Origin of the sequence: Collinsella sp. HCP28S3_E12 (assembly GCF_052065595.1) — a bacterium.
GTDB lineage: Bacteria > Actinomycetota > Coriobacteriia > Coriobacteriales > Coriobacteriaceae > Collinsella.
Genome location: NZ_JBQHTS010000012.1, coordinates 42,725 through 64,795, shown reverse-complemented (window position 1 = coordinate 64,795; position 22,071 = coordinate 42,725). Strand labels below are relative to the sequence as shown.

At 60.9% G+C, this 22,071-nt stretch carries 21 protein-coding genes; all 21 read right to left on the bottom strand.

Features of this window, described 5'->3' with window-relative positions; all coding sequences use genetic code 11:
* Positions 1-443: 443 nt before the first annotated feature.
* The 21 genes from ACTNBY_RS06340 to mihF all read right to left on the bottom strand — a co-directional run bounded on the left by ACTNBY_RS06340 (position 444) and on the right by mihF (position 21,930).
* Positions 444-2,690, bottom strand: coding sequence for a polyribonucleotide nucleotidyltransferase (locus ACTNBY_RS06340; RefSeq protein ID WP_441063841.1), 2,247 nt, complete (start codon positions 2,688-2,690; stop codon positions 444-446).
* Positions 2,691-2,840: 150 nt separating this feature from the next.
* On the bottom strand, positions 2,841-3,119 hold the full coding sequence (rpsO, locus tag ACTNBY_RS06335; protein WP_154516313.1) for a 30S ribosomal protein S15: 279 nt from the start codon (positions 3,117-3,119) through the stop codon (positions 2,841-2,843).
* Between the two features lie 138 nt (positions 3,120-3,257).
* Positions 3,258-4,007: a DNA repair protein RecO gene (recO, locus tag ACTNBY_RS06330; protein WP_441063840.1), complete on the bottom strand. Its 750-nt coding sequence runs from the start codon at positions 4,005-4,007 to the stop codon at positions 3,258-3,260.
* 15 nt (positions 4,008-4,022) lie between these two features.
* Complete coding sequence (gene era, locus ACTNBY_RS06325) at positions 4,023-5,096, bottom strand: GTPase Era (protein WP_441048393.1); 1,074 nt, start codon at positions 5,094-5,096, stop codon at positions 4,023-4,025.
* Between the two features lie 12 nt (positions 5,097-5,108).
* Entirely contained in the window at positions 5,109-5,486 is a 378-nt protein-coding gene (locus ACTNBY_RS06320) for a diacylglycerol kinase family protein (RefSeq protein ID WP_441063838.1), read from the bottom strand.
* Positions 5,487-5,495: 9 nt separating this feature from the next.
* A complete protein-coding gene (gene ybeY / locus ACTNBY_RS06315; RefSeq protein ID WP_441063836.1) occupies positions 5,496-6,005 on the bottom strand; it encodes an rRNA maturation RNase YbeY in 510 nt (169 codons plus the stop codon).
* Positions 6,002-6,988: a PhoH family protein gene (locus ACTNBY_RS06310; protein ID WP_441063835.1), complete on the bottom strand. Its 987-nt coding sequence runs from the start codon at positions 6,986-6,988 to the stop codon at positions 6,002-6,004. The genes ybeY and ACTNBY_RS06310 overlap by 4 nt, the downstream gene beginning before the upstream one ends.
* Complete coding sequence (locus tag ACTNBY_RS06305; RefSeq protein WP_441063834.1) at positions 6,969-8,261, bottom strand: MiaB/RimO family radical SAM methylthiotransferase; 1,293 nt, start codon at positions 8,259-8,261, stop codon at positions 6,969-6,971. The genes ACTNBY_RS06310 and ACTNBY_RS06305 overlap by 20 nt, the downstream gene beginning before the upstream one ends.
* 9 nt (positions 8,262-8,270) lie before the next feature.
* Positions 8,271-9,419 (bottom strand): molecular chaperone DnaJ, encoded by a 1,149-nt coding sequence (gene dnaJ, locus ACTNBY_RS06300; protein ID WP_441063832.1) that lies wholly within the window; start codon positions 9,417-9,419, stop codon positions 8,271-8,273.
* A gap of 81 nt (positions 9,420-9,500) precedes the next feature.
* Entirely contained in the window at positions 9,501-10,604 is a 1,104-nt protein-coding gene (locus ACTNBY_RS06295; protein WP_427747934.1) for a DnaJ domain-containing protein, read from the bottom strand.
* Between the two features lie 58 nt (positions 10,605-10,662).
* The gene (hemW, locus tag ACTNBY_RS06290) at positions 10,663-11,895 is read right to left on the bottom strand and encodes a radical SAM family heme chaperone HemW (protein ID WP_441063830.1); all 1,233 of its coding nucleotides are present in this window, start codon (positions 11,893-11,895) and stop codon (positions 10,663-10,665) included.
* A 2-nt stretch (positions 11,896-11,897) separates the two neighbouring features.
* A complete protein-coding gene (dusB, locus tag ACTNBY_RS06285; protein ID WP_427717514.1) occupies positions 11,898-12,941 on the bottom strand; it encodes a tRNA dihydrouridine synthase DusB in 1,044 nt (347 codons plus the stop codon).
* A 4-nt stretch (positions 12,942-12,945) separates the two neighbouring features.
* A complete protein-coding gene (gene lepA / locus ACTNBY_RS06280; protein WP_154516289.1) occupies positions 12,946-14,757 on the bottom strand; it encodes a translation elongation factor 4 in 1,812 nt (603 codons plus the stop codon).
* A gap of 96 nt (positions 14,758-14,853) precedes the next feature.
* Complete coding sequence (gene rpsT / locus ACTNBY_RS06275; RefSeq protein WP_022094714.1) at positions 14,854-15,120, bottom strand: 30S ribosomal protein S20; 267 nt, start codon at positions 15,118-15,120, stop codon at positions 14,854-14,856.
* 133 nt (positions 15,121-15,253) lie between these two features.
* Complete coding sequence (gene holA / locus ACTNBY_RS06270) at positions 15,254-16,216, bottom strand: DNA polymerase III subunit delta (RefSeq protein WP_427747932.1); 963 nt, start codon at positions 16,214-16,216, stop codon at positions 15,254-15,256.
* A 78-nt stretch (positions 16,217-16,294) separates the two neighbouring features.
* On the bottom strand, positions 16,295-18,325 hold the full coding sequence (locus ACTNBY_RS06265; protein ID WP_441063829.1) for a DNA internalization-related competence protein ComEC/Rec2: 2,031 nt from the start codon (positions 18,323-18,325) through the stop codon (positions 16,295-16,297).
* Positions 18,326-18,594: 269 nt separating this feature from the next.
* Positions 18,595-19,305, bottom strand: coding sequence for a helix-hairpin-helix domain-containing protein (locus ACTNBY_RS06260; protein ID WP_441063827.1), 711 nt, complete (start codon positions 19,303-19,305; stop codon positions 18,595-18,597).
* Between the two features lie 214 nt (positions 19,306-19,519).
* Positions 19,520-20,764, bottom strand: a complete 1,245-nt coding sequence (gene thiI, locus ACTNBY_RS06255) for a tRNA uracil 4-sulfurtransferase ThiI (protein ID WP_441063826.1) — start codon at positions 20,762-20,764, stop codon at positions 19,520-19,522.
* Complete coding sequence (locus tag ACTNBY_RS06250) at positions 20,765-21,046, bottom strand: DNA-directed RNA polymerase subunit omega (protein WP_370450597.1); 282 nt, start codon at positions 21,044-21,046, stop codon at positions 20,765-20,767.
* Positions 21,047-21,051: 5 nt separating this feature from the next.
* The gene (gene gmk / locus ACTNBY_RS06245) at positions 21,052-21,621 is read right to left on the bottom strand and encodes a guanylate kinase (protein WP_427794783.1); all 570 of its coding nucleotides are present in this window, start codon (positions 21,619-21,621) and stop codon (positions 21,052-21,054) included.
* On the bottom strand, positions 21,622-21,930 hold the full coding sequence (gene mihF, locus ACTNBY_RS06240; protein WP_006236130.1) for an integration host factor, actinobacterial type: 309 nt from the start codon (positions 21,928-21,930) through the stop codon (positions 21,622-21,624).
* Positions 21,931-22,071: the final 141 nt, after the last annotated feature.

The following is a 22,071-nucleotide window of genomic DNA, read 5'->3' as shown; positions in this document are numbered from 1 at the left end:
CGGAGATGTGTATAAGAGACAGCTACAGTCCTGCGCAAGACGGAAAGCACATTAAGTGCTTTCCTTTGCGTGCGGAACTCGCGACAAACTTAACCCGCCCCGGCCCCCGATGGCCCCAGACCTGCCAAAAAGGGACAGGTTTATTTTGGTCGGTTTTATCTGGGGTAATGCCGCACATGCGATTATCTAAAGATCTGAATTCAGATAACTGAATAGACTATCTGACAAAATCGAAACCCGCACCCACCAGCCCTTTTGCTATTCCCGGCGGGGGCCGCGGGTAAAGTTTATCGCGAGTTCCGCACGAGCCGGAGAGCACTTAATGTGCTCTCCGTGCGAGCAGGACTGTAGAGCAGGAAACTTTACCCGCGGACCCCGCCGGGAATAGTAAAAGGGCGACCCCTGTCCGGAGTCGCCCTTGTTGAGCTGCTTATGTACGGCTGTTACTCGGCGTCGTGGTGACGGCGGGGCTTGCGGCCTCCGTTGTCACCGGGACGGCGCGGACGGTCGCTGCGCTCGGAGCGCTCGCGGCGCGGACGCTCACGGCGCTGGAAGTGCTCGCCATCGCCCTCGGGGGCACCCTCGGCACGAGCCGGAGCCTCGGGCTTATCCAGACGATCGAGCGAGATCTTGCCGCGATCGTCAACCTCGATGACGACGACCTTAACCTCGTCGCCCACGTTGAGGACGTCCTCGACCTTCTCCACGCGGCCCTTGGCGACGCGGGAAATGTGCAGCAGGCCGTCCTTACCGGGCAGCAGGTTGACAAAGGCGCCAAAGGGCTGGATGGAGACCACGCGACCGGTGTACTCCTCGCCCGGCTCGGGAACCTTGATGATGAGCTTAATACGCTCGACAGCCTGGTCGACGGACTCGCCGGTGCCGCCGACAAAGACAGTGCCGTCCTCCTGGATGTCGACCAAAGCACCGGTCTCGTCTTGGATGCCGCGGATGACCTTGCCGCCGGAACCGATGACGTCGCGGATCTTCTCGGTCGGAACCTGGATGGAGACGATGCGCGGAGCGGTGCTGCGCGTGGTGTGGCGCGGCTCGGGGATTACATCGAGCATCTTCTGCAGGATGAAGGCGCGACCCTCCTTGGCCTGCTGCAGGGCGCGGGCCAGGATGTCAAAGGTAAGGCCGGTGGCCTTGTTGTCCATCTGCAGAGCGGTAATGCCCTCGGTGGTGCCGGTGACCTTAAAGTCCATATCGCCCAGGAAGTCCTCGAGACCCTGGATGTCAGACAGGACCACGGTCTTGCCCTCCTCCTGGATCAGGCCCATGGCGATACCGGAGACCGGGCGCTTAATGGGAACGCCGCCGTCCATGAGGGCGAGCGTGGAGCCGCAGGTCGAAGCCATCGAAGAGGAGCCGTTGGACTCCATGACCTCGGAGACCACGCGGATGGCGTAGGGGAACTCGTTCTCGTCGGGGAGCACCGGAAGCAGGGCGCGCTCGGCCAGGTTGCCGTGGCCGATCTCGCGGCGCTTGGGGCTACCCATGCGGCCGGTCTCGCCGGTGCAGAACGGCGGGAAGTTGTAGTGGTGCATGTAGCGCTTGCCCTCGGTGGGCTCGATGGTATCCAGACGCTGGCCCTCGTTGAGCATGCCGAGCGACAGGACGGAGAGCACCTGGGTCTGGCCGCGCTGGAACAGGCCGGAGCCATGAACGAGCGGCAGGTAGTTGTCCTTCACCATAATGGGGCGAATCTCATCGGCGGCACGGCCGTCGACGCGCTCACCGGTCTCGACGACCATGGTGCGCATGGCCTTCTTCTCGAGCTTCTTGAGTGCCACGGGGATCTCGCGCTCCCAAGCGGCCTGCTCCTCCTCGGTGAACTCGGCACGGATGGACTCCTTCAGAGCCTCGACCTTGCCGATACGGGAGAGCTTGTCGGCGTCGCGAAGGGCGGCTGCCATCTCGTCGTAGTGGGCGAAGATGCGCTCCTGGACCTCCTCGACGGGCTGGTCGAGCGGGTACTCCTTCTTGACGATAGCGCCGTTGACCTGCTCCCACTCGGCAACGAACTCGTCCTGAGCCCGGCAGAAGGCAGCGAGGGCCTCCTGGCCAAACTTCATGGCGGCGAGCATATCGTCCTCGGAGATCTCATCGGCGCCGGCCTCGACCATCGAGATGAAGTCGGCAGAGCCGCCCAGCTCCAGGTCCAGATCGGAGTTCTCGCGCTCCTCATAGGTGGGGTTGACGATAAACTCGCCGGTCTCCACGTTGCGGCCGATGCGCACGCACGCAAGCGGGCCCTCGAAGGGCACGCCGCCAAGCGTCATGGCCAGGGAGGCACCCATGACGTTGATGACGTCGAAGGGGTTGACCTGGTCGGCGACGAGCGAGGTGGCGACGATGTGCACCTCGTTGCGGAAGCCGTCCGGGAAGCTCGGGCGAATAGGACGGTCGATCATGCGGGCCGTGAGCGTGGCCTTCTCGCTGGGACGGCCCTCGCGCTTGAGGTAGCCACCCGGGATGCGGCCGGCAGCGTACATCTTCTCGTTGAAGTCGACGGTCAGCGGAAAGAAGTCGTAGTTCTTGCGCTCCTTGGAGACGACCACGGTGTCGAGCATCGTGGTGTCGCCCTGCTTGACCAGACAAGCGCCGGTGGCCTGCTTGGCAAGCTCGCCCGACTCAAAGGTGTAGGTCTTGCCGTACAGCTCAAAGGTCTTGGATACGAGTGTCATTGTTCTCCTTTACCCCGCAGGCCCCTTGCCTGCGGGCTTCTCATGTGACGCGGGCCCCCTGCCCCCGCCACGCTTCAGAGCGTGATTGTTCACGCCCTTACACAAAAAGAGCGCCCCGCTGCGCAGGACGCTCTTAGCATGTACAAATCCTTACTGGATGTTGTCGCGGATGCCCAGAGCCTTGATGAGCTCACGATACTCAACGACGTCGTTCTTCTTGATGTAGGAGAGAAGACGACGACGGCGACCGACGAGCATGAGCAGACCACGACGGGTGTGGAAGTCCTTCTGGTGGGACTTCATGTGCTCGGTCAGCTCCTTGATGCGCTCGGTCAGGATGGCGACCTGAACCTTGGGGTTGCCGGTGTCGACCGGGGTGTTACCGAACTGGGCAGTCAGCTCCGCCTTGCGCTCTTTGGAAACAGTCATTGTTTCACCTTTCGTTTCGCGTCGCCCGCGGGCGACTCTATTCGCCTCGGACTGGGAAGCCGCCGGTGGAGCAAGCATCCAAGGTCGAGGTACCAACAGGTCGGTATGTTACCACAAGCGGACCGCGTATGCCCATCATCACCGACCCAACATGAATTCCATCGCGCGAAGACGCTGATCGGTGTGCGTCGCAGCCCAAACATGCGAAAGCCCCAGCAAAAAGGCGGCAGTATGGGAATCGACCCTCTCGGCCATGAGCGCATCGAAGGTCATGGACATGAGGGCGCGAAGCCATGCGACCTCGCCGGTCGACACCAGCTCGGCACCCGGAACGCTCGACGCGCACGAGCCGCACATGAGCCCGCCCGCCTGGGGCGAAAAATACGACAGCATGGGGTCTCCGCACAGTACGCAGGCCGAAAAATCGGGTCGATAGCCAACGTGCGACAGCAGCTTAAAGACATATGCCGCCACAAGCAGGTCCATATGTGCCGTGTCGAGCCTGCTGCCCACCAGGGCAAGTGCTCGCTGCGTAATGGCAAAGGTAAACGGGTCCTCGGCGTCCTCGAACGAGCACACGCGCGCGACCTCGGCGATCGCGCTTGCGGCGCAGGTCGTCTCGTAATCGGGCGCGGCGCCGAGCGGCGCCTCCATAAGCTCGGCCTGAGAAACCACGTCGAGCGACCGTCCGTGCGCGAGCAGCATATCGACGGTGCAGAACAGCTCGCAGCGCGCCGCCAGGCGCCCGCCGGGTTTGCGCGCGCCCTTTGCCACGGCACGGACCTGCCGACCCCGCTCATCGAGCATCGTCAAGATCAGATCGGTCTCCTTGAGCTTGGTCTTATCGAGGACGAGTACCTTTGTGCGATATGTCCGTGAGCCTGCCATGAGCGCCGCGCGCCCTTAGTCCTCGGCGTTGTAGCCAAAACGGCGAATCTGGGCCTCGTCGTCACGCCAGCCGGCCTTTACCTTCACATCCAGCTCCAAAAAGACCTGCGTGCCAAAGATGCGCTCAAGATCGCGACGGGCGTCGATGCCGATATGCTTGATCATCTCGCCGCCCTTACCGATGATGATGCCCTTTTGTCCCTCGCGCTCGACGTAAATGGTGGCATGCACGCGCAGCACCTTCTTGGTCTGCTCGAGCGCATCGCAGATTACGCCAACGGAGTGCGGAATCTCATCACGGGTGCGGCGCAAGACCTTCTCGCGCACAAACTCGGCAACGAGCGTCTCGTCGGAAGCGTCGGTACCCATGTCCTCGGGGAACCAACGCGGGCCCTCGGGCAAAAAGTGCGCAACGGTCTCGATGAAGGCATCGACGTTGAAGTTCTTGACCGACGACGTCACGATCTCATCGTCATATTCCATGAGCTCGTGGGCGGCCTTAAGCTGCTCCATGACCTGTGCGGGATCGGCCTCATCGGCCTTGGTGAGCACCAGGACCTTCTTGGAACGGGCGCATCTGACGCGCTCGGCAACCCAGGCGTCTCCCCTGCCGATCGGTTTGGTGGCATCAATCAAAAACGCGACGACATCGACATCGTTCAGCTCGAACAGCGCGCTCTTGTTGAGCTCGGACCCCAGACCGTCCTTGGGTTTGTGAATACCCGGGGTATCGACAAAAACCAGCTGGTAACCGGGGCGATTGACGACGGCGCGCATGCGACGGCGGGTCGTCTGGGCCACCGGTGAGGTGATGGCGACCTTTTTGCCATAGCAGGCGTTGAGCAGCGTGGACTTACCGGCGTTGGGGCGACCGACCAGGGCCACGAAGCCGCTGCGGAAACCGGGCTCAACGTCGCCAAAGCCCGCGAGGCTGTCGCCCTCGTCGCACAGGGCGTCGAGCTCCTCGTCACTCATGCCCTCAAACGGGTCGAACTCCTCGACCTCGCAAGCCTCAGTCGCTTCGGCATCCACAGCATCCAGGGGCTCGTCGTCCAGCGTTTCATCGATAGGCTGCATATTGTCGGACATGAAGATCCCTTTCTAAATAAAGCCGAGCGCGTGGGCAAATACCAACAAGCCCACAATCGCGGCGGTGATGGAAAGAACGTATACGGAGGCGGCGGCGATATCCTTTGCACGTTTTGCCAGCGGATGGAACTCCTGGGTCGCCAAATCGACAATCGCCTCCATGGCGGTGTTGCACAGCTCGCCGTGAATCACCAGGCCGCAGCAAATGATAATCGTAGCCCACTCGGCAATGTCGAGCCCCACGATGCAGCCGGCAACGACAGTGCACACACCCGCCACGAGCATGACCTTAATGTTACGCTCGGTCTTGACGGCAGTAACGAAGCCCTCCATGGCGTAGGAGAACGACTTTAAAAAGGACGGATGGTCCTTGTTCGATCCGGGAATCATAGACGGCTCCTAGTCGTGGGCATGGTTGGTGATGGGGCCGACGTGAACCAGCTTGGGGTCCTCGCCGCGCTCGAGCGCCAGATCGCGCAGGATGGCGTCCTCGCGGGCCTCCATGACCTCGGCCTCGTCGTCCTCGATATGATCGTAGCCCAGTAAATGCAACATGCCATGCACGAGCATCAGGCGGCACTCATCGGCAGAGCTATTGCCAAAGCTGGGGGCCTGACGGGCAATGACCTGCGGGGCCAAGATGATATCGCCGAGCTCGAGCGTCTCGTCGGCTGGGATATCCTCGTCAAAGGCCGAGTCGCATTCAAACGAGAGGACATCGGTGGTACGGTCGATACCGCGCCACTCGTGGTTGAGCTCGCGCATCTCATCCTCATCGACATACGAAAGGGAAATCTCGACTTTTCGCTCAACGCCCTCGGCAGCAAGCACGACCTCGCAGATGTACTCTACCTCCTGCGCGTCAAGCAGCGTATCGAGCTCGGCATCGTTGCTGATCAATACACTCAACGGGACTCCTTTCGGTCGCGCACGCGTTTCTCGCGCACGTCATCATAAGCATCATATGCCTCGACGATTCGCCCCACCAAGGCGTGACGCACCACGTCGGCACGCTCGAGGTGCGAAAACGCGACATCGTCGACACGACCCAAAATCTGCTCAACGTCGGCAAGACCGCCGCGACGACCTACCAAGTCACGCTGGCTCAGGTCACCGGTAATCACAAACTTGGAGTTAAAGCCCAAGCGCGTCAGGAACATCTTCATCTGCTCGGGCGTGGTATTTTGAGCCTCGTCGAGCACCACGAAGGCATCGCTCAGCGTACGACCGCGCATGTAGGCAAGCGGGGCGATCTCGATCACGCCACGCTCCATAAGCTCATCGGTGCGCTCGCGATCCATCATGTCAAAAAGGGCGTCGTAGAGCGGACGCATGTAGGGATCGATCTTTTCCTCGAGGGTACCGGGCAAAAAGCCCAAGTTCTCCCCCGCCTCGACAACCGGACGCGTCAAGATCAGACGGCCCACCTCGTGACGCTTGAGCGCGGCAACGGCAAGCGCCATGGCCAGATAGGTCTTACCGGTACCGGCAGGACCCAAGCCAAACGTGATGGTATGCGAGCGGATGGCATCCACATAGCGCTTTTGACCGAGCGTCTTGGGGCGAATGGCACGACCGCGATACGAAAGCAGCACATCATCGCGAAGCGACGTAGCCCCGTACTCACCGTCGCGCAAGACGGCCAGGCAGCGAGAGACATCGTCGACAGACAGCGTCCGACCGGCGGCAACCTCGCGAAAAGCATGCTCGAAAAAGCGCGCCACGAGCTCGACCTCGTCCGGGTCACCGCACACGGCGATACGGTCGCCACGGGCGACCACGCGGGCGCGAACCAAGCTCTCGAGCGCACGAAGGACGCCGTCGCCGGCACCCAAAACGCGCGAGGGATCAATTCCATCGGGAACGGTAAGTCTAATCTTCGAGGCTTCCATGAACCTCCCTGCGTGCATGGACCAAGCCGGAATCATCGACTCCGATGATAGCAACATCGAGCAGGCACGGGGCTGTGAGTCCGCAGGTATCGTCAAGACGGGCATGATGGAACGAACCGAGCGTCAGGTTGTCGCCATACTCGAGCACGGCGCGCTCGACGGTGCCCACGCGACGGCGGGCGTCGGCAATGGCGAGTTCCTGCGCCGCGGCTCGCATACGACGGCTGCGCTCAGCCATAACCTCGGGCGGCACCTGGTCGGGCATGTCGGCAGCAAGGGTACCGGGACGCTTGCTATAGCGGAAGACATGCATGCGCGAAAAGCCCACGCGACGGCACAACGCCAGCGACTCCTCAAATTCCTCGTCCGTCTCGCCGGGAAAACCGACGATGACGTCGCACGAAAGGGACGCCTGAGGCAAGTTGGCGCGGATCATGCGCACCGTCTCCTCAAAGGCCTCGGCGCTATAGGGACGGCCCATACGATGCAGGGTCGCCGTGCAGCCAGACTGCACGGGCAGGTGCAAAAACGGGGCGATACGCTGCGGATAGCGCGCCATGACTTTAAGCAGGGGCTCGGAGATATCCATGGGCTCGACCGAGGAAATGCGCACATGCGGAATAGACGTACGCTCCATGATGGCCTCGAGCAGCTCATCGATCTCGACGTGTTCGTCGGTCGCACTCTTGCCATCGTAGGCGCCCAGGTTCACGCCCGTCAGCACCACCTCGGGCACGCCGGCCTCCTGAGCCTCACGAACTTGTTCGAGCACAGACTCGACCGGCACGGAGCGCTCGGGGCCGCGGGCCTTCCACACAATGCAATAGGTGCAACGATGGTTGCAGCCGTCCTGGATCTTCACACCCAGACGCGAGCGACCGAGCGCGTCGACCACGTCGCCGTCGCTACAGGCGGCCACGCTATCGGACTCAACGCCCAGCACCTCGCAGACGCGTTTGGCGACATCGATCTTAGACGGCTCCGCGATCACGCGGTCCGAAAGATCCAGAAGCTCCTCGGGGTGCAAATTGACAACGCACCCGGTCACGACCACATAGGGCTCTTTTGGATGAGCCAGCGCATGGCGGACGGCCTTACGGGTCTTGGCCTCGGCCTCGCCCGTAACGGCACAGGTGTTAATGACGATAAGCTCCGCATCCTGAGGCTCCACCATTGCAAAACCCAGGCGCATAAGATCGGCAGTGATACGGTCGGACTCAACCCGGTTGACACGGCAGCCGAGGTTGACAACAGAGATATGAGGTGCGAGCACGCGGGCTCCTTAATCGAGGATGTCGTCGAGAGCGCTCTTAATGCGATCGGTCACCGATTTCTTGCCGGAAGCGACATCGTCGCCCGACTCGGCGGCGAAAGCCTCGAGCAGCTCGCGCTGCTTGGCGGAAAGGTTCGAAGGGACGAGCACGCGCAGCTGAACGATCAAGCGTCCACGCGAGCCGCCACCGCCGATACGGGGCATACCGTAGTTGTTGACACTCACGGTGTCGCCGTACTGCGTACCGGCGGGGACGCACACCTTGACGACCTCGTCGGGCAAAATGCCCTCAACCTTAATCTCGCAGCCGAGCGCAGCCTGCGCAATCGAGATATCGCTCACGAGGTACAGGTCGTCGCCGTTGCGTTTAAAACGCTCGTGATCGGCGACGCGCACGTTGACGATCAGGTCGCCCGAGGGCTCACCACGAAGGCCTGCCTCGCCAAAGCCGCTCACGCGCAGCTGGCGACCGGTCGAGACGCCGGCAGGGATATCGATGTCGATCTTTTCATGCGAAGGCGTGCGGCCCTGACCGTCGCAGGTCTCGCAGGGATGGTCGATGACCGTGCCTTCGCCATGGCAGTCGGGGCAGGGCGAAGAGGACTGAACCTGACCCAGGAACGAGCGCTGGACCGTCGTGACATAGCCCGTGCCGTGGCAACGGCTGCACTGCTTTTCGGCCGCACCCTCCGCCCTACCGGTGCCATTGCAATCATCACAGGGGGCAAGGCGGTCATAGCTGATCGTCTTTTTGCAACCGAGCGCCGCCTCCTCAAGGGTCACCGAAAGGGAGATGGCCATATCGCGGCCGCGACGACGCTCGCGGCGATTTCGGGCGCCACCGCCGGCGCCGCCGCCAAAGAACGACGAAAAGAGGTCGTCCATGCCCATGCCGCCAAAGATATCGTTAATGTCGACATAGCCGGAGCCACCGGGGCCGTCGGGCGAACCGTAGCGATCGTAGTTTGCACGCTTCTGCTCGTCGGAAAGAACGGAATATGCCTCGTTGAGCTCTTTGAACTTGGCCTCGGCATCGGGGTCGTCCGAAACGTCCGGGTGTACGATACGGGCCTTCTTTAGAAACGCGCGCTTAATCGTCCGCGCGTCGGCATCCTTGTCGACGCCAAGTACCTCGTAGTAATCCCTATTTTCCGACACGACCGAATCCTTCCGACTTTCATTATTGTCACAGTGCGTCCTATACCCAAGCTGGGCCGACCGCAAACAAAGGGTTTGATGTTATTGCATTGCGTAGGGCGAAAGCATGGCACGTTGCGAGCAGCTCGCAAACCAAACCGACACGAGAGCAAACATAAATCCGTTGGCAAAACCGTTGGCAAACTGCATCGCGCCGCGCTTCCACCACAGCAGGCTGCGGTGAAGCACGCCGTCCGAGAGCACCATGAACAAGCCCATGGCAAACGGAACAAAGCACATCATGGCAAAGGCCGAGAACACGCCCGAGATGGCCGACAGCACCAAAAAAGGCGCCACGATGCCCATCAGGTAAAAACCGGTACGAGCCTTGCCCTCCAGGCGTTCGGCCTCGACATGGGCGCGCCCGACCAAATCGCCGCCCGAGGCACCGTTGGTGCCGGCGTGACCCATGCCGTCAATATGGATCTCGTCGCCATCATGCGTGCCGGCAGGAAACTCAATCGTCTGCTCGGAGGTCACACGGGTCCGCCCGCTGCCACCGCAATCGGGGCAGGGGTCGGCGACGACCTTACCGGAACCGCCGCACTCGGGGCAGACCGACTGGAACGTGCCGGCACCAAACAGGAAGGACAGGTCGACGTCGATGTGGCCGCGACCGCCGCAGCTCGGACAGGTATGTGCATGCTCGGACGAGACAGAACCCGAGCCTCCGCAATGACCACAGGTATCGAAGCGCGTATAGCGGACGGTCTTGCGGGCACCGCCCTTGGCCTCCTTGGCGTCGAGCTTAATATCGACGACCACGTTGGCGCCGTTCTCGGGATTATAGGCAGCCTGGCTGCGACGCTGCTGGCCCCAGGCGCCACCAAAGGGAAAGCCGCCCTCAAAGGGATTGCCATAGCCTGCGCTGCCGGCGTAGCCGCCGCCATAGGGCGAAGCAGAAGGAGCGCCGGCGAAGGGATTGCCCGAGCGCATGGCATCATAGCGCGCACGCTTCTGCTCGTCCGAAAGCACGGCATAGGCCTCGGAAACCTCTTTAAACTTTTCCTCGGCATCCGGCTCTTTGTTGACGTCCGGATGGAGCTTGCGGGCCTTTTGCTGAAAGGCCTTCTGTATATCACGCGAGGTGGCGTCCTTGGAGACACCCAAGATCTCGTAGTAATCTTTTTCGTTCATCGTCGCCATGCGCGGCAACCTCCTGCTCACAGCAGCGTATATATTGCGGTAATTCTACCCGAGCGGCCTAAGCTAGACCCCAAAACAGCTCGAACAGCATATTTCCATCGAGCCAGCCCAAGTGGGTGGGCGCTAAACGGGCGCGGGCGCGACCTGCTACAACATCTTTTGAGGTGATGCGCCCCGCATGCCCCTCGACATCATCGGGTACCCAGGTGGCAAGGCCCAACTCGAGCGCACGGTCACAGGACGCCGCCAGCTCGCCTGCAGGAATCACGCTTGCCGAGCGAACCAACAGGTCGGGCCCAATGCCACGCGTCATGCGACAGGCGAGCATCAAATCCTCCGCCGCCGCCTCGCGCTGCGACAGATACTCGGCATCAAACGTCGTCGCGGCATCGTCGCGTTGCACCAGACGCACGCGATACGCATCGCCGCGAGCGGACACGCCGGGATAAAGCCCGGCCAAGCGATCGAAATCCTCGGCGTCGAGCATGCCCGCGGCAGAGCGACCCAGGCCCAGATAGCCCCGTCCGGTCCAATAGGCAATGTTATGCGAGCACTCATGTCCGTCGAGTGCATAGCTTGCCACCTCATACGGGTGATAGCCGGCCGCGCCCAGACGCTCGCGCGCCGCTTCCATGCACGCAGCCTGAAAATCCTCGTCGGGCTCGAGCGACTCGTCGTAGAACGCCATGCGGTAGAGCGGCGTGCCTTCCTCGAGCGTGAGAGGGTACACCGACACATGTTGCGGCAGCGCTGCCAACACGCCATCGAGCGTGCGCTTCCAACTCGCTGCGGTCTGCCCGGGAAGGCCGCACATAAGGTCGCACGACACATCGAGCCCAGCGTCCTTAACCGTCGTGATGGCAGCGAGCGCCCGATCGGCATCGTGAATACGGCCGATGGCGGTAAGTTCGGCATTATCGAGCGTTTGCACGCCCAGAGAGACGCGCGTGACACCAACCTTGGCAAGCGCAGCGGCAAGCTCGGCGGTCAGCGACTCAGGATTAGCCTCGCAGGTAAACTCAACGGGCTTGCACCACATGCAAATACGCCGGGCAAGCTCCACCAGACGCTCTCCCGCCAGCGACGGTGTGCCGCCGCCAACATAGACGGTGCGGACCTGTGCAAGCGCCCCGGTGTCTCCAAAGGCATCAAGGCGCGCATACAGCTGCACAAAATAGGCATCGAGCGCAGCGCTCAGGTCGCACGGAGCAAAACTGCGTGAGTCAAAGTCGCAGTACCGACACTTTTGAGCGCAAAACGGCACATGCACGTACAGCGCGGTAACGGCCACCGTTAGGCCTCCAGCGGATGGGCGGGCACCGACTCGCCAGCGGCAAGTGCGGCCTCGCAGGCCACCACATCGCGCTCGATATCATCGACCAATGCCATGAACTCCTCATATGTGGAGCAACGCACCACCTGGGCGCGCCAGGCTGCAGCATGGGGCATGCCCTTTAGATACCAGCTTGCATACGTACGGGCACGTGACATGAGCGGCAGAAGCTCATGCGTCAGCGTGAGATGCTCGCGCAGGGCGTCCAGGCGCTCGACAGAGCTGCGCACCGGCACCGGTACGCCATTGAGCGCAAGGGCGCGAGCATCACCAAAGACCCAGGGATTACCGTAGATACCGCGTGCGATAAACACCGCGCTGGCACCCGAGTTGCGCAGATGCTCCGCGGCATCCTCGGCCGAGAACACGTCGCCCGAACCGATAACGGGAATCTCGACGGCATCGGCCACCTCATCGACGACCGACCAATCGGCCTGACCCGTATAGAGCTGCGTGGCACAGCGACCATGCACCGCCACAGCAGCGGCGCCCGCCCCCTCGAGCATCTGGGCAAACGTCGCGGCATTGCGATCTTCGGCGTAAAAGCCTTTGCGGATCTTAACGGTCACGGGCACGTGCGCCGCGCCCACCGCCGCCTCGACGATCTTTTCGGCCAGCTCGGGCGTGCGCATGAGCGCCGAGCCCTCGCCTTTGGTGACGACCTTGCGAGCCGGGCAGGCCATGTTGATATCGATCAGCGACAGGCGATCGCCCACACGCTCCTCGACGGCAGCGACGGCGCTCGCAAATTGATCGGGCTTGGAGCCAAAGAGCTGTACGCAGATCTGCCGCTCCTCGTCTGCCGGCAGCACCAAGCGCCACGTCTTATTGCTGGCATAGGCAAGGCCCGCCACGCTCACCATCTCGCTATAGGCAAGATTGGCGCCGCGGCGGCGGCACATGATGCGATAGGCGGGATCGGTCACGCCGGCCATGGGAGCCATAAGGAACGGCTGCTCGGCATAGGCACCCAGCAGCCGCGTACTGTATTCAGAAAGCGCCATGGAACTACTCGTCCACCTTGAGGATCGCCATAAAGGCCTCTTGCGGGACCTCGACCGAACCGATGGCCTTCATGCGCTTCTTGCCCTCTTTCTGCTTCTCGAGCAGCTTGCGCTTACGCGAGATATCGCCGCCATAGCACTTGGCCAAAACGTCCTTGCGGCGCGCCTTGACGGTCGAGCGGGCAATGATCTTGTTGCCGATGGCACCCTGAATGGGCACCTCGAACAGCTGGCGCGGAATAATTTCCTTAAGCTTGTCGCACAACCCGCGGGCCAGCCCATAGGCCTTGTCCTTGTGCACGATAAACGAAAGCGCGTCCACCTCGTCGCCCGAAAGCAGGATATCGAGCTTGACGAGCTCGGAGGGACGATACTCGTTGAACTCATAATCGAGCGACGCATAGCCCTTGGTGCGGCTCTTGAGCTGGTCAAAGAAGTCCAGGATGAGTTCGGCGAGCGGCATGTCGAAGCGCATCTCGACCGATTTGCTCGTGAGGTGGATCATGTCGGTCGTAATGCCGCGGTGCTCGATAGCGAGCTGCATGACGGCTCCCGTATACTCGGGCGGGCAGATAATCTTGGCCTTGAGGTAGGGCTCCTCAATGCGCTCGATGCGCGTAGCCTCGGGCAGATCCTGCGGGCTGCGGACATCAATCATCTCGCCGTCGGTCTTGTAGACGTGGTAGTCCACCGAAGGGCTCGTGGCGATGAGGTCCAGGTTGAACTCGCGCTCCAGGCGCTCCTTGACGACCTCCATATGCAGCAGGCCCAAGAAGCCAACGCGGAAGCCAAAGCCGAGCGCCACCGAGGTCTCGGGCTCCCACACCAACGACGGGTCGTTGACATGCAGCTTATCGAGAGCGTCGCGCAGGTTCTCATAATCCTTGTTGTCGATCGGGAACAAGCCCGTGTAGACCATGGGCTTGGCCTCACGGTAACCGGGAAGCGGCTCAGGGCAGGGATTCGACGCCCACGTGAGGGTATCGCCCACGCGAACGGCCTCAGGGTCCTTCAGGCCCGTGACCACGTAGCCCACCTCACCGACCGTCAGCGCGTCGACCGGAGTCTCGGCGGGACGCTTGACGCCCACGCCATCGACCAAAAAGTCGCCCTCGGCCTGCATCATGCGCAGGGTATCGCCCTTCTTGATGGAGCCGTCAAAGACGCGGACCGTGGCAACGACGCCGCGGTACTCGTCAAAATACGAATCCAGGATGAGCGCCTTGAGCGGCGCCGTCGCATCGCCCTTGGGCGGTGAGATCAAAAAGACGATGGACTCCAGCAGATCATGGATGCCCTCGCCGGTCTTGCCCGATACGCATACGGCATCGTCGGCTGGAATCGCCAGGTCATCCTCGATCTCGGTCTTAACCTCGTCGGGGTGTGCCGACGGCAGGTCGATCTTGTTGATAGCGGGCACGATATCCAGGTTGGCGTTCATGGCGAGCGTCGCGTTGGAGACGGTCTGCGCCTCGACGCCCTGCGTGGCGTCGACGACGAGCACCGCACCCTCGCAAGCGGCAAGCGAACGCGAGACCTCGTAGGTGAAGTCCACGTGGCCCGGCGTATCGATCAGGTTGAACTGATACGTCTCGCCATCGTCGGCGTCATAGGAAACGCGAACGGCATTGGACTTGATCGTGATGCCGCGCTCGCGCTCGATATCCATGGTGTCGAGCAGCTGCGATTCCATGTCGCGCTCGTCGACGGTATGGGTGAGCTCGAGGATGCGATCACTGATCGTGGACTTGCCATGGTCGATGTGCGCAACGATCGAGAAGTTGCGGATGTGGGAAATGTCAATTGAAGTATTCATGCGGACTATCTTACCCGAGCGATACAAAAAATGGAGCCTGTTCCATAAAACAGGCTCCATTTATGCGCGTAATCTGTGTGGTGTGAAATTTACAACTTAGGCGTTGATGCTGTTCACGAGCTTGGCAAGACCGGACTTGCGGTTGGAAGCCTGGTTCTTGTGGATAACATGCTTGGCGGCAGCCATGTCGAGACGCTTGGTGACGGTCTTGAGGGCAGCCTGGGCCTTCTCGGCGTCGCCCTCGGCGACGGCGGACTGGACGTGCTTGGTCAGCGTCTTGAGCTCGGACTTGACAGCCTTGTTACGCATGCGAGCTGCCTCATTGGTGCGGATACGCTTCTTCTGAGACTTGATGTTTGCCACTTCTGGAGTTCCTTTCGAGTTCCTTGCAAAAAATGTATGACACCTCTGAGACACGGTGAGGTCATGCAAGCGCCTACTATAGCACGCTCCCCCTCAAAGGGATAGAACGAATTTGTCAAATAGACAGGTATCATCACGATTTTCTCAAGATGTTCGTAATCCAGAGCAAAAGCGCGTTCTGAGAATCGGCCGAACCCTTAAGAGCGAGCTCAACATCGACCGCGCCCTCGAGCGCCGCGACGAGCTCCGCCATCGAAAAGCGGCGTGCCCAGGTCAGGTGATTCTTAACCTGCCAGGGTTGAAGCTTGAGCGTCGCGGCAAGCTCGCGACCCTGCCCACGCGCATCGAGCGCCTTGGCGACGATAAGCTCGCGAATGCGTCCGCACAGCAGCGTGTAGGTCCACACATAGCTCTTGGCGGGTAGCAGCCCAAAGAGCTCAAGCGAGCGGCGCATATCACGAGCCGAGACCGCGTTGAGAAAATCCCAAGGCTGAACTTCGGCCGTGCGCACGATCCAGCGTTCCACATCGGCAAGCTCAATTTGCGGCGCATCGACCATCTGGGCAAGCTTGGCCAAGTCGTTATCGAGCATGCGAGTGTTTTCACCCGAACGCGAGACGAGTTCCTCGGCGGCCGCCGTCGAGATCGACTTGCCGTGCTGCGTCGCCATCTGCTGCACGCGGCGCGGTAGCTCCCAGCGCTTGGTGCCGGAGCAATCGATCACGGCCTTCTTGTCGATCTTGGCGATCGCCTTATACAGGCGCGTGTTCTTGGCAAGCGAGTCGGCGATGATGAGACAGACCGTTGTGGGGCTTGGACTCGCTAAATACTCGACAAGCGGCTCCGAGACCGCCTTGGCGAGCTTTGAGCAGCCGTCAAGGATTACCAAGCGAAACTCGCTGCCCATGGGAAAAGTGTTGAGCGATCCGATAATGGACTCGATATCGGGGTCCTTGGTCATGTCGCGCTCGTCGAGGTTGAACTCGACCATACCCGACTTTTCCAGACGTGCTTTCATACGCGAGACGGCGTGGTCGCGCTTGACTCCGTCGGTACCGACGATCAGATATGCCGGCAGCAGACCGGTTTCAGACATCGCGCTCCCCTCCCGCAGGCTCTCCTGTTCGTACCGTGCCATTCTATCCCACGGGTTGGTCCCGCGCCAACGGCAGCATCACGGTCGCTGACATCGCATGGCAAAACCGGCCGCAGTCGGCGAGACGGTAATGTCGCCTCTCTCGATAGTGCATGCGAACGCGCCGCCCGCATCGCTAACGGCATCGATGCAGGCATCGGATGGATGGCCGTAGCGGTTGCCCTCGCCCGCGCTCGCAATAGAGAGCTCGGGCTTAAGGGTTTCCAGCAGGTCTGTATCGACAGAATCTTTTGAGCCGTGATGGCCCAGCTTGAGCACATCGATATCACCCACCTCCTGTACAAACTCGCGCTCCTGATCGAGCTCGGCATCACCAGTGAGGAGCATACGCAGGCTTTTGCCTTCCTGAGCATAGGAGAGCAGCAAGACAAGCGAGTCCTCATTGCCCTCACCGTCAACCGTATCAAACGGCCACATCACACGAGCCCGAAATGCGCCGATATCGACTGTGTCTCCGCGAGCCACCTGCCGATACGTGACGCCTGGGCGATTCAGAACCTCAGCAGGCGCGCTGCCCAGCGCATCCGCCGCAACCGCAATGGTTCCCACCGAAAACCGATCGAGTACGTCGGGAAGACCGCCCCAATGGTCTTCATCCCAATGCGTCACGAAGACGGCGTCGATATGGTGGACGTTATTGCGAACCAACGCCGACACCACGCGCGCGTCGAGCCCACAGTCGACGAGCGCCACGGCGCCACCCTGACGAACCAGAATCGCATCGGCCTGGCCAACATCAAGGACTGTCACCGAAGGCGGCGCACATCGATCCCAATAGACATACGGAACGCCCGCTACAAGCATCAAACACAGCAGCCCCACTGCCATGGGCCGCGCGCGGGGGCGTGGCCACAAGACCAAGAGGACCACCAGCGAAAAAGGCACCACGTATACCAAGGGCGTATCGGGCGGAACGCTTACGGATGCGCCCGGAACGGCAGCAAAGAGCTGCTCAAAGAACAGGGCACAGCGAGCGATAGCCATGGGCACCACAAGCGCCCCGTGGCGCAAGAGCGGCACAAGCGAGCAAGGCACCAGCACAACCGAAGATGCGAGCAGCACGCTTATCACCGGACCGATCACGGCATTTGCAAGCGGGGCAATGAGCGAAAACATCCCAAATGCGGGAATGGTTACGGGAAGTGTCGCGATCTGTGAGCACAGCGTGACGGACAAAATACTGGCAACCCCCGATGGCACGCCCAGCTCGCCCAAGGCGTAGGTAGCGTAGGGGCAAAAACAAAGGATGGCAAAAACACTGGCGCACGATAGCTGAAAACCCATCTCGAACAATACTGTCGGCCGCAGCAACATAAAGATTGTCATGGTCAAAAATAGAGCCGAAAGGCCATGCCGACGACGTCCGGCGCCGTTGACGACAAGCGTCACCGCCACCATACAGCACGCGCGCACGGCCGAGGGCGAAGCGCCCGTAAAGACGGCATAGGCAGCAAGGGCCAGCACCAACAGCCCTCTCTGCAGCCCACGAGAGAGGCGAGTCTTTTGCAGGGCGCTCTCAATCACAAACCCAACGATGGCAAGATGGCTGCCCGAGACGGCGATAAGATGTGCGGTGCCCGTTACCGAAAACAAATCGCCCGCCGGCTGAGCACGCAGCTCGGAGGAGCGTCCGCAGACAACGCCGGCAATGAGCGAGCGCGCCGGATCGGTCTCGGGCGCGATAACGGCAAGGAGCTCGTTTCGCAGCCAAGGCAACAGCCCCGGAAAGCCCTCGTCAACCGATACCAACCGGATGACCTTAACTTTTCGAAGCTCGCCCCGAAGCACGCGTGAGCGCCCATACGCATCATTCTCAAAACGCGAAATTCGACCGACAGCATGCACATGCGAACCGGCACCGAGCTCACGATCACACGACAGCCGTATCTCGCCCAAGCGCTTTCCACCCGCATATGAATCACAGGTATAGGAGTACGTCCCGTCATTGATGGATGGGTCACCCTGTACAACAAACTCGAGACTGCTCGCAGCTCGATTATCCAGTGCCGTCGAAGCACGCAGCGCCCCTATCGCCCAACCCGCGGACACGACCGCTCCCGCAAGGAGGCCGAGGGACGCGGCATACAGCCATCGCCTCCACCTCACAAGACGCATACAAAACCGAGCCAATACGATGCACGCGACAGCCGCAACGGGAATGGCCATAAGCAATGTGACGGGCGCTGCCCGCTCTCCCAGCAGCAAATCGGCTGCCACGTTAAGCACCAGGCCGCAGCTCGCACACAAGCCAGAACAAAGGGCCATCGTCCACGGCATCAGGGGCCGCGGCGGCATCACATGCTCGCACTCGGACACACTCATACGCAGATGCAATCTTTAATTTTGGCGAGCTTTTTCTCACCGATCCCCGATACGCGCATGAGGTCATCGACCGAGGCAAAGGCCCCGTTTTGAGTCCGCTCATCGATAATCGACTGGGCCGTAGAAGGCCCGATGCCCGAAAGCGTCTGCAGTTCCGCCGCACTTGCCGTATTGATATTCACAAGCCCCGACGAAGACCCCGCACCAGCAGTCATGGCAGCACCGCTATCGACCCCGCCGACCGCCGCAGCCGCTTGTTGCTCCCCCACCATCGGAACATAGATCTTTTGACCATCTGTGATCTTGGACGCACGGTTAAGCCCTGTCACATCCGCCTCAGCCGTGAGCCCTCCGGCGGCATCGATCGCTTGGGACACCCGCGCTCCGTCTTTGAGCCGGTACACGCCAGGCCTCGCAACGGCGCCATCGACATCGACGTACACCTCAGTAGCAGAAGAACTCTTGGCAGACGACTCATCGGCATCACCAGGTAACCCATCCCCGGCCCCGCGCACATCCGAGGCGCCCGCCTCATCACCACGCTCAAACGACACGCCGCTGGAGCGGCTACCAAAACTTGCCATCGCCAAGCCGCTCGCGGCGGCAATGACAATCAGAATCGCCACGACCATCGCCTTATGGCCGAGCAGCTTTTCTGCCCAGCGGTCCATCCGTTTAACCCGTTCGTGTTGCTCGCGTTGCGCCATAGCAAACACCTCCCAACACCATCGTGTCAGGAAACAAGCGCCGTAGCCTCCGCACGCCCACACCGGTTATCGAAGTCAAACCAAAAGCTGACCAAAACCTTGCAGGATAGTGTCCATTTATTCAGATACACGTCGACAAATGAACCGTTTATCGCCTAATGCCCAGGTAGATTAAGACCGACGATGCAAATGCACCGCCGGTCTATACACAACATTATTCGTGATCTTGGTAAATCTCACGTGGAGCAAGCTGAGGATGTTTACGTTTTAAGGTCTTAGGGGCCTTGTACGTGTTGCTCTCGAAGTCGATGTACTCGGTCTGTTTGAGCAAGCGCTCAATCATCTCCTCGTGATCGAACAGCTCCCACGCCTCATGCACGGCATCGAGTTTTGCGTGCGTCTCGGGGCGGCGCGGCATAAAGAGCGTGCAGCAATCGGGAGCAGCCTCGGTCGAGATATCGAAGGTACCGATTTCCTCGGCACGCGCGATGATCTCCTGCTTGTCCGAACCGATCAGCGGGCGGAACACGGGGATCTTGACGGCCTCGTTGACGGCCATAATGTTCTCGAGCGTCTGGGAGGCAACCTGACCGAGCGATTCACCGGTCACGATAGCCTTGGCGCCCTCGATATGCGCAATGCGCTCGGCAACCGAATACATAATGCGGCGGTACATGACCACGCGCAGGTTGCTGGGGCAGGCCACGGAAATCTCACGCTGGCAATCGCCAAACGGCACCACGTACAGGCGGCCGATCTGGACGCCCGGCGCAAGCGCACGGATAATGTCCTGCACCAAATACTCGCTCGTATCGGGTGTCTGCGGACGACCGGAGAAATGTACCGGCACGCACACCGCGCCGCGACGCGCGAGCATCCAGGTCGCCACCGGAGAATCGATGCCCGACGACAGGAGCGTCACAACCTTGCCGGCGGAACCCACCGGCAGACCGCCCACGCCGCGCTCGGAGCGCGCATACACGTAAACGCTACCCTGGACCACCAGTACGTGCACCATCGCGTCGGGGTCGTGCATCTGGACCTTTTTATCGGGGAAGGCCTCGCACAGTACCTCGCCAACCTGACGATTGATATCAATCGAGGTGAGCTCGTAGTCGGTGTTAGAGCGTTTGGCATGCACCTTAAACGAATCGAAGGGACCAAACTCGTGCAGCGCCTTCACGGCGGCGGCGCAGTACTCCTGCGGGTCGCGGTTGGTGTGATATGCCAGGGACACGCGGGCAACGCCGGGGACGGTGCGAATGACACGCGCCGCCTCGTCGGCCTGATGCTCGTTAAAGGTCACGAGGATATAACCGGAAATTCGAGACACGGCATTCACGGAAAAGGCGGCCAAGGCCGCCTTGATGTTATCCATGAGGATATGCTCAAAATGTGCGCGGTTCTTGCCCTTCAGTCCAACCTCGTGATAGTGGACCAGGCAGACGCGAGCTGCCATTTAGGCTTCAGCAACCTTGTGACCGAGCGCCTTCTTGTAACGAGCCTCGTCGTAGGAGATATCGCCGTCGACAATCTCGTCCATAGCCATCGAGATGGTATCGGCGCCGGAGAGGCCAATGGTAATGTCATCGACATCCTGAACGGCAAGCACGCGGTTGTGCTGGCCGCGCAGCATGCTGTTAATGTCGCAGGCGCGCTTGGAGGCAAGCGAGGCGAGCAGGAAGCGGTTGTGATCGGTCTTCTCCAGAAGATCGTCAATACAAGGCTTTACAACGGACACGGACCTCAGATCCTTTCATGCATATCGAGAACGCGAACGAGCTCATCGGTCGCGCGGTCGAGATCGTCATTCACCACGACGTCGTCGTAGCGGTCGGCAAGGGCAAGTTCATCGGCGGCGTTTGCCATGCGCAGCTCGATCGTCTCGGGCGTCTCGGTACCGCGACCGACCAGGCGATCGCGTAACACCTCAAGCGAAGGCGGCTTGATAAAGATCAACACGGCCTCGGGGAAACGCTCCTTGACCTGCAGGGCACCCTGGACATCAATCTCCAAAATCAGAGACGAGCCAGAGGCGAGCTTGGATGCGACCTCGCTCACCAACGTACCGTAGCAGTTACCGTGGACCTCGGCCCACTCAACAAACTCACCGTTTGCCACGCGGCGGTCGAACTCCTCGCGCGTCAGGAAAAAGTAGTTGACGCCGTCGACCTCACCTTTACGTGGCGCTCGCGTGGTAGCCGAAACCGTCAGGCCCAGGTTCGAGCGGCGCTCGCGCACACGACTGACGAGCGTCCCCTTGCCTGCACCTGACGGTCCAGAAATCACAAAGAGCTTTGAATCCTGAGCGCTCACTTATTTGGTCAGCTGCTCGAGGAGCTGCTCGCGCTGACGGACGCCGAGGCCCTGGACGCGACGGGTAGCGGAGATGCCGAGCTCCTCCATGATCTTGGCGGCCTTGGCCTTGCCATAACCGGGCAGAGACTCAATGAGGGTGGAAACCTTCATGCGGGAAGCGATGGGGTCATCGGAGTTGAGCACGGACTCGAGAGACTTCTCGCCCTTCTTGATCTGCTCGCGAAGCTCAGCGCGGGCGTGACGTGCGGCGGCAGCCTTCTCAAGAGCCTGCTTACGCTGCTCGTCGGTAAGCTGAGGGAGTGCCATTCGAACCTCCAAATAGTTGGGTTATATCTGATGCAATAATTGGCATTTTAGCACGTCAAACGCACTAAATGCCCAATCGACGGCTCCATAGGTTAGACGATACCTGCGAAAAGTGCAATATACGGAGGTCAAAGTTGAGCC

Excerpts from the sequence above, each read along its gene's own strand:
- ACTNBY_RS06340 (WP_441063841.1), bottom strand. The coding sequence starts at position 2,690 with ATGACACTCGTATCCAAGACCTTTGAGCTGTACGGCAAGACCTACACC.
- rpsO (WP_154516313.1), bottom strand. The coding sequence starts at position 3,119 with ATGACTGTTTCCAAAGAGCGCAAGGCGGAGCTGACTGCCCAGTTCGGT.
- recO (WP_441063840.1), bottom strand. The coding sequence starts at position 4,007 with ATGGCAGGCTCACGGACATATCGCACAAAGGTACTCGTCCTCGATAAG.
- era (WP_441048393.1), bottom strand. The coding sequence starts at position 5,096 with ATGTCCGACAATATGCAGCCTATCGATGAAACGCTGGACGACGAGCCC.
- ACTNBY_RS06320 (WP_441063838.1), bottom strand. The coding sequence starts at position 5,486 with ATGATTCCCGGATCGAACAAGGACCATCCGTCCTTTTTAAAGTCGTTC.
- ACTNBY_RS06310 (WP_441063835.1), bottom strand. The coding sequence starts at position 6,988 with ATGGAAGCCTCGAAGATTAGACTTACCGTTCCCGATGGAATTGATCCC.
- ACTNBY_RS06295 (WP_427747934.1), bottom strand. The coding sequence starts at position 10,604 with ATGGCGACGATGAACGAAAAAGATTACTACGAGATCTTGGGTGTCTCC.
- dusB (WP_427717514.1), bottom strand. The coding sequence starts at position 12,941 with ATGGCGCTTTCTGAATACAGTACGCGGCTGCTGGGTGCCTATGCCGAG.
- lepA (WP_154516289.1), bottom strand. The coding sequence starts at position 14,757 with ATGAATACTTCAATTGACATTTCCCACATCCGCAACTTCTCGATCGTT.
- holA (WP_427747932.1), bottom strand. The coding sequence starts at position 16,216 with ATGTCTGAAACCGGTCTGCTGCCGGCATATCTGATCGTCGGTACCGAC.
- ACTNBY_RS06260 (WP_441063827.1), bottom strand. The coding sequence starts at position 19,305 with ATGGCGCAACGCGAGCAACACGAACGGGTTAAACGGATGGACCGCTGG.
- thiI (WP_441063826.1), bottom strand. The coding sequence starts at position 20,764 with ATGGCAGCTCGCGTCTGCCTGGTCCACTATCACGAGGTTGGACTGAAG.
- mihF (WP_006236130.1), bottom strand. The coding sequence starts at position 21,930 with ATGGCACTCCCTCAGCTTACCGACGAGCAGCGTAAGCAGGCTCTTGAG.